Origin of the sequence: Pseudomonas sp. EZ-C24 (assembly GCF_014525325.1) — a bacterium.
In the GTDB taxonomy this organism is placed as follows: domain Bacteria; phylum Pseudomonadota; class Gammaproteobacteria; order Pseudomonadales; family Pseudomonadaceae; genus Aquipseudomonas; species Aquipseudomonas shirazensis.
The window spans coordinates 281,429-295,804 of sequence record NZ_JACDIU010000006.1; the positions used below are offsets into that span (position 1 = coordinate 281,429).

General features: G+C 61.6%; 16 protein-coding genes. 8 read left to right on the plus strand and 8 right to left on the minus strand.

From position 1 onward, the window contains the following. Positions 1-257 precede the first annotated feature (257 nt). Complete coding sequence (locus IDM28_RS03605) at positions 258-590, minus strand: YnfA family protein (protein ID WP_188035424.1); 333 nt, start codon at positions 588-590, stop codon at positions 258-260. Between the two features lie 50 nt (positions 591-640). Then, positions 641-1,447, minus strand: a complete 807-nt coding sequence (locus IDM28_RS03610; protein WP_188035381.1) for an SDR family oxidoreductase — start codon at positions 1,445-1,447, stop codon at positions 641-643. 197 nt (positions 1,448-1,644) lie between these two features. Between IDM28_RS03610 and IDM28_RS03615 the strand changes: the two genes are divergently transcribed. After that, entirely contained in the window at positions 1,645-1,803 is a 159-nt protein-coding gene (locus IDM28_RS03615) for a DUF3309 family protein (protein WP_178080836.1), read from the plus strand. An 81-nt stretch (positions 1,804-1,884) separates the two neighbouring features. On the opposite strand, the gene IDM28_RS03620 is transcribed toward IDM28_RS03615, so the two are convergent. The 3 genes from IDM28_RS03620 to IDM28_RS03630 form a co-directional block, all read right to left on the minus strand. Next, the gene (locus tag IDM28_RS03620; RefSeq protein WP_101321678.1) at positions 1,885-3,549 is read right to left on the minus strand and encodes a cation acetate symporter; all 1,665 of its coding nucleotides are present in this window, start codon (positions 3,547-3,549) and stop codon (positions 1,885-1,887) included. Continuing rightward, positions 3,546-3,857, minus strand: a complete 312-nt coding sequence (locus tag IDM28_RS03625; protein WP_101321679.1) for a DUF485 domain-containing protein — start codon at positions 3,855-3,857, stop codon at positions 3,546-3,548. Before IDM28_RS03625 ends, IDM28_RS03620 begins: the two co-directional genes overlap by 4 nt. Positions 3,858-4,072: 215 nt before the next feature. After that, entirely contained in the window at positions 4,073-4,921 is an 849-nt protein-coding gene (locus IDM28_RS03630; RefSeq protein ID WP_150572549.1) for a glycine betaine ABC transporter substrate-binding protein, read from the minus strand. A 206-nt stretch (positions 4,922-5,127) separates the two neighbouring features. On the opposite strand from IDM28_RS03630, the gene IDM28_RS03635 reads away from it, so the two are divergent. Then, positions 5,128-6,687, plus strand: coding sequence for a beta (1-6) glucans synthase (locus tag IDM28_RS03635; protein WP_188035382.1), 1,560 nt, complete (start codon positions 5,128-5,130; stop codon positions 6,685-6,687). Positions 6,688-6,690: 3 nt separating this feature from the next. On the opposite strand, the gene IDM28_RS03640 is transcribed toward IDM28_RS03635, so the two are convergent. Next, on the minus strand, positions 6,691-7,068 hold the full coding sequence (locus tag IDM28_RS03640; RefSeq protein WP_103438834.1) for a hypothetical protein: 378 nt from the start codon (positions 7,066-7,068) through the stop codon (positions 6,691-6,693). 230 nt (positions 7,069-7,298) lie between these two features. Between IDM28_RS03640 and IDM28_RS03645 the strand changes: the two genes are divergently transcribed. Next, on the plus strand, positions 7,299-8,597 hold the full coding sequence (locus IDM28_RS03645; RefSeq protein WP_188035383.1) for a serine/threonine protein kinase: 1,299 nt from the start codon (positions 7,299-7,301) through the stop codon (positions 8,595-8,597). Continuing rightward, on the plus strand, positions 8,590-9,405 hold the full coding sequence (locus IDM28_RS03650) for a VacJ family lipoprotein (protein WP_101321683.1): 816 nt from the start codon (positions 8,590-8,592) through the stop codon (positions 9,403-9,405). The genes IDM28_RS03645 and IDM28_RS03650 overlap by 8 nt, the downstream gene beginning before the upstream one ends. A 35-nt stretch (positions 9,406-9,440) precedes the next feature. On the opposite strand, the gene IDM28_RS03655 is transcribed toward IDM28_RS03650, so the two are convergent. After that, entirely contained in the window at positions 9,441-10,583 is a 1,143-nt protein-coding gene (locus IDM28_RS03655) for a patatin-like phospholipase family protein (protein WP_101321684.1), read from the minus strand. A 25-nt stretch (positions 10,584-10,608) separates the two neighbouring features. Continuing rightward, complete coding sequence (locus IDM28_RS03660; RefSeq protein WP_101321685.1) at positions 10,609-11,544, minus strand: lipid A biosynthesis lauroyl acyltransferase; 936 nt, start codon at positions 11,542-11,544, stop codon at positions 10,609-10,611. Positions 11,545-11,655: 111 nt separating this feature from the next. Here IDM28_RS03660 and minC point away from each other — a divergent pair, with 111 nt between their 5' ends. The 4 genes from minC (at position 11,656) to IDM28_RS03680 (ending at position 14,359) form a co-directional block, all read left to right on the plus strand. Continuing rightward, positions 11,656-12,414 (plus strand): septum site-determining protein MinC, encoded by a 759-nt coding sequence (minC, locus tag IDM28_RS03665; RefSeq protein WP_150572547.1) that lies wholly within the window; start codon positions 11,656-11,658, stop codon positions 12,412-12,414. A 100-nt stretch (positions 12,415-12,514) separates the two neighbouring features. Next, entirely contained in the window at positions 12,515-13,327 is an 813-nt protein-coding gene (gene minD, locus IDM28_RS03670; protein WP_101321687.1) for a septum site-determining protein MinD, read from the plus strand. A gap of 3 nt (positions 13,328-13,330) precedes the next feature. Then, positions 13,331-13,585: a cell division topological specificity factor MinE gene (minE, locus tag IDM28_RS03675; RefSeq protein ID WP_101321688.1), complete on the plus strand. Its 255-nt coding sequence runs from the start codon at positions 13,331-13,333 to the stop codon at positions 13,583-13,585. 138 nt (positions 13,586-13,723) lie between these two features. Then, positions 13,724-14,359, plus strand: a complete 636-nt coding sequence (locus tag IDM28_RS03680) for an RluA family pseudouridine synthase (protein ID WP_101321689.1) — start codon at positions 13,724-13,726, stop codon at positions 14,357-14,359. The last annotated feature ends 17 nt before the right edge of the window (positions 14,360-14,376 follow it).

A 14,376-nucleotide genomic window follows, 5' to 3' on the forward strand; every position in this document is an offset into this window, starting at 1 on the left:
GTTTTGCGGAGGGAGGTGACGGCCATGGATGGCCGGCAAGCGCTGCGGCCCAGGAGGGGCCGTACAGCGCGGTCCTCCCGGGAGCAAGACCGAAGCGAGGGAACCCCGCAGCGCAGCGAAGGGGCCGGATGTGGAGCCAAGCCCTTTTTTGGTTACTTTTTTGGGGCGTCTGCCAAAAAAGTGACTCGCCGTAAGGGCGAAAGGGGCCAGAACTGCATACAAATCAAATGGATAAGCCCACAACCGGATAAGCCCCATCACCCCTGCTGCAACCGCGGCCCAAACACAATAATCGTGGCCCCAACCAGACACAACAGCGCCCCAAGCCAATCGCTGCCCAACGGCCGAACCCGCTCAACCAGTGCCAGCCAAAGCAGCGAAGAAACAATATAGATCCCGCCATAAGCCGCATAAGCCCGTCCCGCGTAGGCGGCCTCGACCCGGGTCAATATCAACCCAAAAACACTCAGGCTGACCAGCGCCGGCACCACCCACCAGGCACTCTTGCCCAACCGCAGCCACAGGTAAAACGCATAGCACCCGCCAATCTCGAACAACGCCGCAAGAAAGAACCAGAAGTAATTGACCACAGCCCACGCCCGTGCAGATTCAAAGCTGCCGAGCATACCTCACTCGCCGACTACTGCCGCGCCTTGGCCCGCATCTTCACCGCCATCCCCGCCATCTCGGCATACAACAATTCCGGCGTCTGGCACTTGAGTTTCCAGGCAGCACGCCCCGCCTCATGCGGCAGGATCAAAAACTCATCAGCAGCAATCCGCTCATGCATGTAGTCGGCAATTTCGGCAGCACTGATTGGCGAGCCTTCGAGCAACTTGCTCACCTGAGCTTTCATCACTGGGTCCGGCCCGCGGAAAGAATCCAGCAGGTTGGTCTGGAAGAACGACGGGCACACCACATGCACCGCTACCTGCACCTGACGCAGCTCGACCAGCAGGCTCTCCGACAACGCCAACACCCCAGCCTTGGCCACGTTGTAGTTGCTCATGCCCGGCCCCTGCATCAATGCTGCCATCGAGGCGATGTTGACGATTCGTCCCTGGCTGCGCTCGAGCAATGGCAAAAACGCCTTGCAGCCTTTGACCACGCCCATCAGGTTGACCGCCAGTTGCCAGTCCCAGTCCTCCAGCGACAACTCGGCAAAAAACCCGCCTGAAGCAACCCCGGCATTGTTGACGATCATGTCGATGCCGGCAAAGCGTTCCTCGCAGGCCTGGGCCAGCGCCGTCAGCTGGCTGTAGTCGCGCACGTCACAACGTTGCACAAAACCTTCGCCACCAGCCGCCTGCACCAGCTCAAGAGTCTCGCGCAGACCGGCCTCGTTGACATCGGCCAGCGCCAGGCGCCAACCCTCGCGCGCCCAACGCAGGGCAATTTCACGGCCGAGGCCAGACCCGGCGCCGGTAATCATCATTCGCTTGTGCATGCTGCAGGCCTTGTTTGGTGGGCAATAGCGCGAGTCTAGCCAACGCCGGCCAGGGCCTGGTGCGCTATCGAAATGCTGAATGAGCGAACATGCCGACGAGGCAGATAATCAATTGAATTTTCTTGTAACAGCCGCGGTCGGAAATGTAAGCGGCCAGGATTGCCCGGCCCCTTCCCCCACGAAAACACGCAAGGATTCTGCCCATGACCACGATCCTCATCATCATCCTGATTCTGCTGCTGGTTGGCGGCTTGCCAGTCTTCCCTCACTCGCGCAGCTGGGGCTATGGCCCGTCCGGCATCATTGGTGCGGTCCTGGTGGTTCTGTTGGTGCTGTTGCTGCTTGGCATGATATGACCCGGCGCTGGCAGCTTGACCTGCCAGCCGCACAATAAAAAACGCCCCGCAATGCGGGGCGTTTTTTATTGGGTCAAGCGGTTAGTGAGAAACCGCACCACTGGCGCCCAGGCCGGTTTGCGAACGGACGAACTGTGGGAAGAACAGCGCACGCTCGTTGACCGCTTCCTTGGACTTGTCGGTGACCGAGAAGAACCAGATTCCGACGAAGGCAATCAGCATCGAGAACAGTGCTGGGTATTCGTACGGGTAGATGGCCTTTTCATGACCGAGGATCTGCACCCAGATGGTCGGGCCAAGGATCATCAGGCCAACGGCACTGATCAGGCCCAGCCAGCCGCCAATCATCGCGCCGCGGGTGGTCAGCTTCTTCCAGTACATCGAGAGCAGGAGTACCGGGAAGTTACAGCTGGCGGCAATGGAGAACGCCAGGCCAACCATGAAGGCAATGTTCTGCTTCTCGAACAGAATGCCCAGCCCGATCGCCAGCACGCCGAGGAAGATCGTGGTGATCTTCGACACCCGGATCTCATCCTTGTCGTTGGCCTTGCCTTTGCGCCAGACGCTGGCATACAGGTCATGCGACACCGCCGAGGCACCGGCCAGGGTCAGGCCGGCAACCACTGCCAGGATGGTGGCGAAAGCGACTGCCGAGATGAAGCCGAGGAAGATACTGCCACCCACAGCGTCAGCCAGGTGCACCGCAGCCATGTTGTTGCCACCCAGCAGTGCGCCGGCGGCGTCCTTGAAGTCCGGGTTGGTGCTGACCAACAGGATCGCGCCGAAGCCGATGATGAAGGTCAGGATGTAGAAGTAACCAATGAAGCCGGTGGCGTACAGCACGCTCTTGCGCGCTTCCTTGGCATCGCTGACGGTGAAGAAGCGCATCAGGATGTGCGGCAGGCCGGCGGTACCGAACATCAGTGCCAGGCCCAGCGAGAACGCCGAAATCGGGTCTTTGACCAGGCCACCCGGGCTCATGATCGCTTCACCCTTGGCGTGTACCTTGATCGCTTCGGAGAACAGCGTGTTGAAGTCGAAGTTGACGTGTTTCATCACCATCAGCGCCATGAAGCTGGCACCGGACAGCAGCAGCACGGCCTTGATGATCTGCACCCAGGTGGTCGCCAGCATGCCGCCGAACAGCACGTACATGCACATCAGGATGCCGACCAGAATCACCGCAACGTGGTAGTCCAGGCCGAACAGCAGCTCGATCAGCTTGCCGGCACCGACCATCTGCGCGATCAGGTAGAACGCTACCACCACCAGCGAACCGGAGGCCGACAGGGTGCGGATCTGTTTTTGCCCGAGGCGATAGGACGCCACGTCGGCAAAGGTGTACTTGCCCAGGTTACGCAGGCGCTCGGCGATCAGGAACAGAATGATCGGCCAGCCGACCAGGAAGCCGATCGAGTAGATCAGGCCGTCGTAACCGGAGGTGAACACCAGCGCAGAAATACCCAGAAAGGACGCCGCAGACATGTAGTCACCGGCAATCGCCAGGCCGTTCTGGAAACCGGTGATCTTGCCGCCGGCTGCGTAGTAGTCCGAGGCTGACTTGTTGCGCTTCGAAGCCCAGTAGGTAATCCCCAGGGTGAACAACACAAAGGCCAGGAACATCAGAATGGCAGCCATGTTCAGGGGCTGTTTCTGCACCTCGCCAGTGAGCGCGTCAGCCGCCCACACAGCGGGTGCGAAGACACCGCAGGCCAATATGGCCAAAGTTTTGGTAGGTCGCATCATTGCTTGGCCTCCGCCAGAATTGCCTTGTTCAGTTCGTCGAACTCGCCGTTGGCGCGACGCACATAGATGGCGGTCAGCACAAAGGCTGAAAGGATCAGGCCGACGCCCAGGGGGATGCCCCAGGTGATGGACGACTCTGGGCTGATCTTGGCGCCGAGCAGGTGCGGGCCATAGGCGATGAGCAAGATGAATCCGCAATAGAGGCCGAGCATGATTGCCGAAAGAATCCAGGCGAATCGCTCGCGTTTGCTGACCAGTTCCTTGAAGCGCGGACTGTTCTGTATCGAGAGGTAAATGCTGTCGTTCATTGTTTTTGTCCTAGCAGCACAGATTATGGATAACCCACCTGTAACTTTATGCTGCTGTTGGACGCCAACCAGACGACCTTAGTCTTAGATGCAAGAGTGTTTTGCGGTTTTGGTAACAAACCTCAGGCAGCGCAGCGCTTTTTCAGCTGAAAACAGCGCGCCCAAGGTGACGACTCAACCTTGGGCGGCGATGCTGCTATGGCTCGTTCAACGCGTTACTTGGCAGTCCACTCCGCCACGCGCTCAGGGTGTTTGGCGACCCAATCCTTGGCCGCTTGTTCTGGCTTGGCGCCATCCTGAATGGCCAGCATGACTTCGCCGATCTCATCCTTGGACTGCCACTGGAACTTCTTCAGGAACGCTGCAACTTCCGGGGCCTTTTTCTCCAGGTCCTTGCTGCCGATGCTGTTGACGGTTTCAGCCGCGCCAAACACGCCTTTCGGGTCTTCGAGGAACTTCAACTTCCACTTGGCGAACATCCAGTGCGGCACCCAACCGGTAACAGCAATCGACTCCTGCTTTTTCTCGGCGCGGCCCAGTTCGGCGGTCATGCCGGCGCCGGAACTGGCCTGCAGCTTGTAACCGGTCAGGTCGTAATCCTTGATCGCCTGCTCGGTCTTGATCATCACGCCCGAACCTGCGTCGATGCCGACGATCTTCTGTTTGAAGCTGGTGTCGGTCTTGAGGTCTGCGATGCTGTTGGCCTTGACGTACTCAGGCACGATCAAGCCGATCTTGGCGTCTTTGAAGTTAGGCCCGAAGTCGACCACCTTGTCTTTGTTCTTGGCCCAGTATTCACCATGGGTCACCGGCAGCCAGGCCGAGAGGATCGCATCGAGTTTGCCGGTGGCAACCCCTTGCCACATGATCCCGGCTGCTACCGCCTGCAGCTTGACGTCATAGCCGAGCTTTTCCTTGATAACCTCGGCGGCGACGTTGGTGGTCGCAACACTGTCGGCCCAGCCATCGACATAACCGATGCTTACTTCTTTAGCCATGGCCTGCCCAGCGCTCATGGCCAACAACAGGGCGGACCCCACCCCCAGCATACGTCGCATGTTCATCAATGCATCCCCTCGTCAGGTCTCGGAGATAGCATCATCAACCTGCAACAAAGCGCGACCTGCTCCAGCCGCGACCTCTACCTTAACCAGATGCGACAGCACTTGGCCATTAGCGCCATCGGCCGACATTGGCCTGCGCGATCCTTGCATGCCAATGCGTTGGCGCCGGCGATTTGCGGCTATCATCTAGCGCTTTGCGCCTGACGATGGACCGCCCGATGCCCCGCTCCGCCCGCAATCTGCTGCCACTCTTTGTATTCGCCTGCCTGCTCGCCCTCGCCGGGCTGGGCGCGCTCTGGTATGGGCTGGGCAAGCCGGTGCTGCTGCCCGACGCCGCCAGCCCGACGCATAAACTGCAGTGCGCCTCGTACACCCCGTTCGACAAGGACCAATCGCCGTTCGACCAGCCGTTTCGCCTGCGCCCGGCGCGGATGGACGCCGACCTGGCCCTGCTGGCCGAACGTTTTCAGTGCATCCGCACTTATTCGATGACCGGTCTTGAGGCGATCCCGGCGCTGGCGCGCAAGCATGGCCTGAAAGTCATGCTCGGCGCTTGGGTGAATGCCAATCCGGTCGACAGTGACAAGGAAGTCGCATTGCTTATTGCCGCCGCCAATGCCAACCCCGATGTGGTCAGTGCAGTGATCGTCGGCAACGAGACCCTGCTGCGCAAGGAAGTCACCGGCGAGCGCCTGGCCGAGCTGATCAAGCGGGTCAAGGCCCAGGTCACGGTGCCAGTGACCTACGCCGATGTCTGGGAATTCTGGCTGCAGCATCCACAGATCGCGCCGGCAGTAGACTTCCTGACCATTCACCTGCTGCCGTACTGGGAAGATGACCCACGCAGCATCGACCAGGCATTGGCCCATGTCGCCGAGGTGCGCCAGGTATTCGGCGCCCGTTTTGCGCCCAAGCAGATCATGATCGGCGAGACCGGCTGGCCCAGCGAAGGCCGCCAGCGTGAAACCGCGCTGCCCAGCCGGGTCAACGAGGCACGCTTCATTCGGGGTTTTGTAGGGATGGCAGAGCAGAACGACTGGAGCTACAACCTGATCGAAGCCTTCGACCAGCCCTGGAAGCGTGCCAGCGAAGGTGCGGTGGGCGGTTACTGGGGGTTGTACGACGCCGACCGGCAGGATAAAGGCATTCTCGAAGGGCCGGTCAGCAACCTGGCTCTGTGGCCACAGTGGTTGGCGGCGAGTGCGCTGTTGCTGCTGGCGGCACTGCTGTTTGCCGGGCGCCCGGTCAATGCCCGGGCCGCACTGCTGCTGCCGTTGCTTGCAGCGATTGGTGCTGCCAGCCTTGGCCTATGGGGCGAATTGATGCGGACCAACGCACGCTTTGCCGGCGAATGGCTGTGGGCAGTGTTGCTGGCAGGCCTGAACCTGCTGGTGCTGGCCCACGCCCTGCTGGCCTTGGCGCAGCGCCAGGGTTGGCGTGAGCGGCTGTTTGCCTGGTTTGAAGCGCGCGCCGGCTGGCTGCTGCTGGCGGCGGGTTTCGCCGCTGCAGTGAGCATGCTGGCGATGGTCTTCGAGCCGCGCTATCGCAGCTTCCCGACTGCCTCGTTGCTGTTGCCGGCGCTGGTGTACTTGCTGCGACCAGTCGTGGCGCGTCGGGCCGAGGCGGCCTTGCTGGCATTCATCATCGGCGCCGGGGTGCTGCCACAGCTGTACCGTGAAGGGCTGGCCAACCAGCAAGCCTGGGCCTGGGCAGTAGTCAGCGTACTGATGGTCGGCGCGTTGTGGCGCAGTTTGCGTAAGCGCTGACCTTCATGCCAGCCTGGCGACTTGTGCCTGACGCACCAGGCGCAAGCCGGCCAGGACCACCGCGAACACGGCGATACTGGCGGTATACAGCACCAGCGCGCTGAGCCCGAACAGCAAGCCGACTGCGGCCAGATACCAGCCGGCGCGGCCCTTGAGCAGTTGCGCGAGCACGCTCAGGGCCACAGCCAGCCAGGCAATCAGCTGAAAATGGATCGCCAGGCCCAGCAGCGAGCGCACCTGGCATTGCCAATATTGCGCAGGCACGCCGCACAGGCCAACCCACTGGCCGTCCTCCATCAGCCCGTAGCGCACGCCATAGCTGGCCGCCAGCCACAACGGCAGACACAGCAGCAGGACGATGACGGGCAATGAACGAGGCATGAAGATCTCCGGGCAAATGTAAACAAACGCCAGCATAATCACTGGCGACATCTGTGCAAGGCAAGATTTCCCGGCAGCCGCTATGTTGCACAGAGCGATTGTTACCGCACTATTCACTGGCGCGGTAAAAACTGGCATAACAAATGGCCATACACCCGGCAACTTTGCCTGCTGGGCCGTGGTCAGAGCCTGCGTACCGTCATGCCTTGCCGAATATTCTGGGGGATTCAATGCTTCGATCACTGCGCCTCGCTGCCCTTCTGGGTGGCTTGCTTATGGCTGCGGCCGCCTCGGCGCGGGATATCGACGCCGCCAGCTATGGCTTTCCCTTGACCAACCCGTTCGAGGCGACGATTGCCACCACCCCGCCTGAACTGCGGCCAACGCTGCCCAGTGATGATGACATCACCCAGGCCGACTACAGCCTCACCCTGCGTCCGGAGCGTGAGTTCACCCTGCCGGACAACTTCTGGCCGGTAAAAAAGCTCAAGTACCGCATTGCCCGTCAGGACCACGAAGCGCCGCTGATCTTCATCATTGCCGGCACCGGCGCGCCCTACAGCAGCTCGACCAACGAATACCTGAAAAAGCTCTACTACCAGGCTGGCTTCCATGTCGTGCAGCTGTCGTCGCCGACCAGTTGGGACTTCATGAGCGCCGCCTCGCGCTTCGCCACCCCCGGCGTGACCAAAGAAGATGCCGAGGACCTGTACCGGGTCATGCAGGCGGTGCGCGCGCAGCACCCGCGCCTGCCGATCAAGGACTTTTACCTCACCGGCTACAGCCTCGGCGCCCTCGATGCGGCGTTTGTCAGCCATCTGGACGAAACCCGGCGCAGCTTCAACTTCAAGCGCGTGCTGCTGCTCAACCCGCCGGTCAACCTCTACACCTCGGTGAGCAACCTCGACAAGCTGGTGCAGACCCAGGTCAAGGGCATCGACCGCAGCACCACGTTCTACGAACTGATGCTGGAAAAGCTCACCCGTTACTTCCAGGACAAGGGCTACATCGACCTCAACGACGCGCTGCTGTATGACTTCCAGCGCTCGCGCGAGCACCTGTCCAACGAGCAAATGGCGATGCTGATCGGCACTTCGTTCCGCTTCTCGGCGGCCGACATTGCCTTTACCTCCGACCTGATCAACCGCCGCGGCCTGATTACCCCGCCAAAGCAGCCGATCACCGAAGGCACCAGCTTGACCCCGGCGTTCAAGCGCGCCCTGCAGTGCGACTTCGAGTGCTACCTGACCGAGCAGGTGATCCCGATGTGGCGCGTGCGCACCGACGGTGGCAGCGTGCTGCAACTGGTCGATCAAGCCAGCCTGTACGCCCTTGAAGGCTACCTGAGCAAAAGCCCGAAGATTGCCGTCATGCACAATGCCGACGACCTGATCCTCGGCCCTGGGGATATCGGTTTTCTGCGTAAAGTATTTGGCGATCGGCTGACCCTGTACCCGCACGGCGGCCATTGCGGCAACCTCAATTACCGCGTCAACAGCGACGCCATGCTGGAGTTCTTCCGTGGTTAAACGACTGCTGCTCGTCACCGCTTTGCTCGCCGCCGGGTATGCCCAGGCCGAGGAGATCGCGCCGCGTACCAGCGTGATCGATGCCAACGTGGCCGATGCGCCGGTCGAGCAAAGCGATGGCTTTCTCGACCCGTTGCGCTCGCTCAAATTCAACCCTGGGCTGGACCAGCGTGAGTTCGAACGCTCGACCCTGACCGCGCTGAATGTCTACGATCCGCTGGAGTCGGTGAACCGGCGCATCTACCACTTCAACTATCGCTTCGATCAGTGGGTGCTGCTGCCTGCCGTCGACGGTTATACCGCGATCACGCCGCGCTTCGTGCGTACCGGGGTGAGCAACTTCTTCAGCAACCTTGGCGATGTGCCTAACCTGTTCAACAGCGTGTTGCAGCTCAAGGCCGAGCGGTCGGCGAAGATCACTGCAAGGCTGATGTTCAACACCATCATCGGTGTCGGCGGCCTTTGGGACCCGGCGACCAAGATGGGCCTGCCGCGCCAGAGTGAAGACTTCGGCCAGACCCTGGGCTTCTATGGTGTACCCGACGGGCCGTACATCATGCTGCCGATCCTCGGCCCATCGAACCTGCGCGACACCACCGGGGTGGTGGTGGACTACGCCGGCGAACAGTCGATCAACTACCTGGACATGGCCAATTTCACCAGCGATCACCCGGAGATTCTGTTCCTACGGGCTGTGGACAAGCGCTACACCACTGCCTTCCGTTATGGCCAGCTGAATTCGCCGTTCGAATACGAGAAGGTGCGCTACGTCTACACCCAGGCGCGCAAACTGCAGATCGCCGAGTAATCAGCATATTTGGGGCCGCTTTGCGGCCCCAAAACTCACAAGCCGAGAAAACGACTCAGCGCCCCACGCTTGGCCAGGGCATCGCGCCGGCCAAGCTCGATCAGCTCGCTGCAATAACTCGCCTCGAACAGCAAATAGCTCAACACCCCTGCCCCACTGGTACGAGTCGCCCCCGGCCCACGCAGGAACATGCGCAAGGCCGCCGGCAGCTGGCGTCGATGACGCGCGGCGATTTCATCCAGCGGCTGGCTCGGCGCAACCACCAGTACCTCGATCGGTGCCAGGCCCAGCGCCCGCGCATTCAAATGCGCCGGCAGCAGGTGGCTGAGGTGATTGAGCCGTTGCAGTAGCTCAATGTCGTCTTCCAGGCTGTCGATGAAGGTGCTGTTGAGCATGTGCCCGCCGATCTGCGCCAGGCTTGGCTGGCGACCGCTGAACAGACGCTGGCTGGGCAACGGCGGCGCCGGTCGTTGCGGGTTGCCGCTGACGCCGACCACCAGCACCCGGCTTGCGCCCAGGTGCAACGCTGGGCTGATCGGCGCCGACTGGCGCACCGCACCATCGCCAAAGTATTCGTCGCCAAGCTTGACCGGGGCAAACAGCAAGGGGATCGCCGAGCTGGCCAGCAAGTGCTCGATGCTGAGCGCGGTTGGCACACCAATACGCCGATGGCGCAGCCATGGCTGAATGGTCTCGCCGCCTTGATAGAAGGTCACTGCCTGGCCCGAGTCGTAGCCAAAGGCGGTGACGGCCACGGCCCGCAATTGCTCGCTGGCCAGCGCCTCGCCAATGCCGTCCAGATGCAGGTGCGCTTGCAACAGGCCACGCAGCGGGCTGCTATCGAGCAACGCCACCGGCACGTCGCCGCCAACACCCAGCAAGCTGTGGCTGACGAAGCGACTGGCCTGGCGAATCACCCCGGGCCAGTCGCTGCGCAGCACCAGATGGCTGCTGAAGTTCTGCCAGAAGGCGGTCAGGCGCTGCACCGATTCGGCAAAACGAGTGGCACCGCTGGCCAGCGTCACCGCATTGATGGCCCCGGCCGAGGTGCCGACGATCACCGGGAACGGGTTGGCAGCGCCAGGCGGGAGCAACTCGGCAATACCTGCCAGCACCCCCACCTGATAAGCCGCGCGGGCACCGCCGCCAGAGAGAATCAGGCCCGTGGTTGCAGTCATGTGATCCTCCCTGGATGCGCTGGCGTCAGCGCTGCTTCTTGTCGTACAGCCGTGGCGCGCCTTCAGGGCGGGACTTGAAGCGGCGATGCGCCCACAGGTACTGCTCCGGGCATTCACGCAGCACGCTCTCGACCCACTGGTTGATGCGCAGGCAGTCGGCCTCCTCGGTCTCGCCCGGGAAGTCCTGCAGCGGTGGATGCACAACCAAACGGTAACCGCTGCCATCCTCAAGCCGGCGCTGAGTGAACGGAATCACCCGCGCCTTGCCCAGACGGGCAAACTTGGTGGTGGCGGTAACCGTTGCCGCCGGGATACCGAACAGCGGCACGAACACACTCTGCTTGGCGCCGTAGTCCTGATCCGGTGCGTACCAGATCGCGCGGCCGCTGCGCAGCAGCTTGAGCATGCCGCGCACGTCCTCGCGCTCGATCGCCAGCGAATCGAGGTTATGCCGCTCGCGGCCACTGCGCTGGATGAAGTCGAACAGCGGATTGCCATGCTCGCGGTACATGCCGTCGATGGTGTGCACCTGGCCGAGCAGTGCGGCGCCGATTTCCAGGGTGGTGAAGTGCACCGCCATCAGAATCGCGCCCTGGCCATCGCGCTGGGCGGCCTGCAGGTGCTCGATGCCTTCGATATGCGCAAGCTGCGCCAGCCGGGCCTTTGGCCACCACCAGCTCATGGCCATTTCGAAGAAGGCGATGCCGGTGGAGGCGAAGTTTTCTTTGAGCAACCGCAGCCGTTGGTCGGCGGAAAGCTCAGGGAAGCACAGCTCGAGGTTGCGCGCAGCGATGCGCCGACGCTCGCCGGCAAAGCGATACATCACCGCGCCAAGCGCACGGCCGAGCGCCAGCAGTGCCCGATACGGTAGTTGCACAGTCAGCCACAGCAGCCCCAGGCCCAACCACAGGCCCCAGAATCGCGGGTGGAGAAAATAACGACGAAAACGCGGGCGTTCCATTCAAGCTTCCGGAAAGACAAAGGCCGCGCATTCTACAACGGATCGCCGCCGGTTGCGGGCAACCCGCGTTCTCGTTATAAGTCAGGGCACTTTTTCCGTTACAAGCCGTCTATGCAGACCATGAGCCCAAACCACACCCCCGAACACGCCCCCGCGTTCCAGCTCAAGGGCAGCATGCTTGCCATTACCGTTCTGGAACTGGCGCGCAACGACCTTGAATCGCTGGACCGCCAGCTGGCGGCAAAAGTCGCCCTGGCACCGAATTTCTTCAGCAATACACCACTGGTGCTGGCGCTGGACAAACTGCCGGCCGGCGAAGGCGCCATAGATTTGCCCGGGCTGATGCGCATCTGCCGCCACCATGGCCTGCGCACTTTGGCGATCCGCGCCAACCGTATCGAAGACATCGCTGCGGCGATTGCCATCGACCTGCCCGTGCTGCCGCCGTCCGGTGCCCGCGAGCGGCCATTGGAGCCTGAGCCGGAAGTCAAGAAGCCCGAGCCAGAACCGGCGCCCGTGGTACCCGCCGAGCCGGAAGTGCGGCCGACCCGGATCATCACCACGCCGGTGCGCGGTGGCCAGCAGATCTACGCCCAGGGCGGTGACCTGGTGGTGACCACATCGGTCAGCCCGGGTGCGGAACTTCTTGCCGATGGCAACATCCATGTCTACGGCGCAATGCGTGGTCGGGCCCTGGCGGGGATCAAGGGCAACACCAAGGCGCGCATCTTCTGCCAGCAGATGACCGCAGAGCTGGTCTCGATTGCCGGTCAGTACCGGGTCTGCGAAGACCTGCGCCGCGACCCACTATGGGGTTCGGGGGTACAGGTCAGCCTGTCTGGCGATGTGTTGAACATCACCCGGCTTTAACGGATACTTGCGGCATTTTTAGAGCAACTTTTTCATCGTTGCCGTTTTGTGCTTTTTCAGGGACTGCTGTCCCGACTATTTTATTTAGGGGTGAAACACCTTGGCCAAGATTCTCGTGGTTACTTCCGGCAAAGGGGGTGTGGGCAAGACCACCACCAGCGCCGCCATCGGTACCGGCCTGGCCCTGCGCGGGCACAAGACTGTCATCGTCGACTTCGACGTCGGCCTGCGTAACCTCGACCTGATCATGGGCTGCGAGCGTCGCGTGGTGTATGACTTCGTCAACGTGGTCAATGGCGAAGCCAACCTGCAGCAAGCACTGATCAAGGACAAGCGCCTTGAGAACCTGTTCGTGCTGGCTGCCAGCCAGACCCGCGACAAGGACGCGCTGACTCAGGAAGGCGTCGAGAAGGTCCTGATGGACTTGAAGAAAGACTTCGAATATGTGGTCTGCGACTCCCCTGCCGGTATCGAAAAGGGCGCCCACCTGGCCATGTACTTCGCTGACGAAGCGATCATTGTGACCAACCCGGAAGTGTCTTCGGTACGTGACTCGGATCGTATGCTCGGTCTGCTGGCGAGCAAGTCGCGCCGCGCCGAGCGTAATGAAGACCCGATCAAGGAACACTTGCTGATCACCCGCTACCACCCAGAGCGCGTAAGCAAAGGCGAGATGCTCGGGGTCGACGACGTCAAGGACATCCTTTCGGTAGATCTGATCGGCGTGATTCCGGAGTCCGAAGCCGTACTCAAAGCCTCGAACCAAGGCGTGCCGGTCATCCTCGACGATCAGAGCGATGCAGGCCAGGCCTACAGCGACACCATCGACCGCCTGCTCGGGAAAAACCTTCCGTTGCGGTTCATCGAAATGCCGAAGCAAGGATTCTTCGCGCGCCTGTTTGGAGGCAAGTAAACCATGAACCTTTTTGACTTCTTTCGTGGCAGACAGAAACAGAGCAGTGCGTCGGTAGCGAAAGAGCGTCTACAGATCATCGTGGCGCACGAGCGCGGTCAGCGCACCACGCCGGACTACCTGCCGGCGCTGCAGAAAGAGCTGGTCGAGGTGATCCGCAAGTACGTCAATATCGGCAACGATGACGTGGTGGTTGCCCTGGAGAACCAAGGCAGCTGCTCGATCCTCGAGCTGAACATCACCCTGCCCGAGCGTTAATCAACGCTGCAGGCACACCTGCAGGAGCGGCCCTGGACCGCGAAGCAGCCACTGACGCAACCAGAACATCTGGTGCCGCCCGTGGCTGTTTTGCGGTTCAGGGCCGCTTTTGTCAGTTTTTCCAGAGAAGACGCAACAATGCCCCTGTCGAACGTGCACATCCTTCATCAGGACGACGCTGTCCTGGTCATCAACAAGCCGACCCTGCTGCTTTCGGTGCCGGGCCGCGCCGACGACAACAAGGACTGCCTGATCACCCGCCTGCAGGAAAACGGCTACCCGGAAGCGCTGATCGTGCATCGCCTCGATTGGGAAACCTCGGGGATCATCCTGCTCGCTCGGGATGCCGACAGTCATCGAGAACTGTCGCGCCAGTTTCATGATCGCGAAACCGAAAAGGCCTACACCGCACTGTGCTGGGGCCAGCCGGCGTTGGACAGCGGCAGCATCGACCTGCCACTGCGCTATGACCCGCCGACCAAACCGCGGCATGTGGTCGACCATGAGCAAGGCAAGCATGCACTGACCTTCTGGCGCATCGTCGAGCGCTGTGGCGACTATTGCCGGGTCGAGCTGACGCCGATCACCGGCCGCTCGCATCAACTGCGCGTGCACATGCTGTCGATCGGCCATCCGCTGCTCGGCGACCGGCTGTACGCCAACCCGGAGGCGCTGGCCGCCCATGAGCGGCTATGCTTGCACGCGAGCATGCTCAGCTTTACCCATCCGGTCAGCGGTGAGCGCTTGAAGTTCGAGTGCCCGGCTCCGTTCTGAAGTCGCTGTGCGCCGAC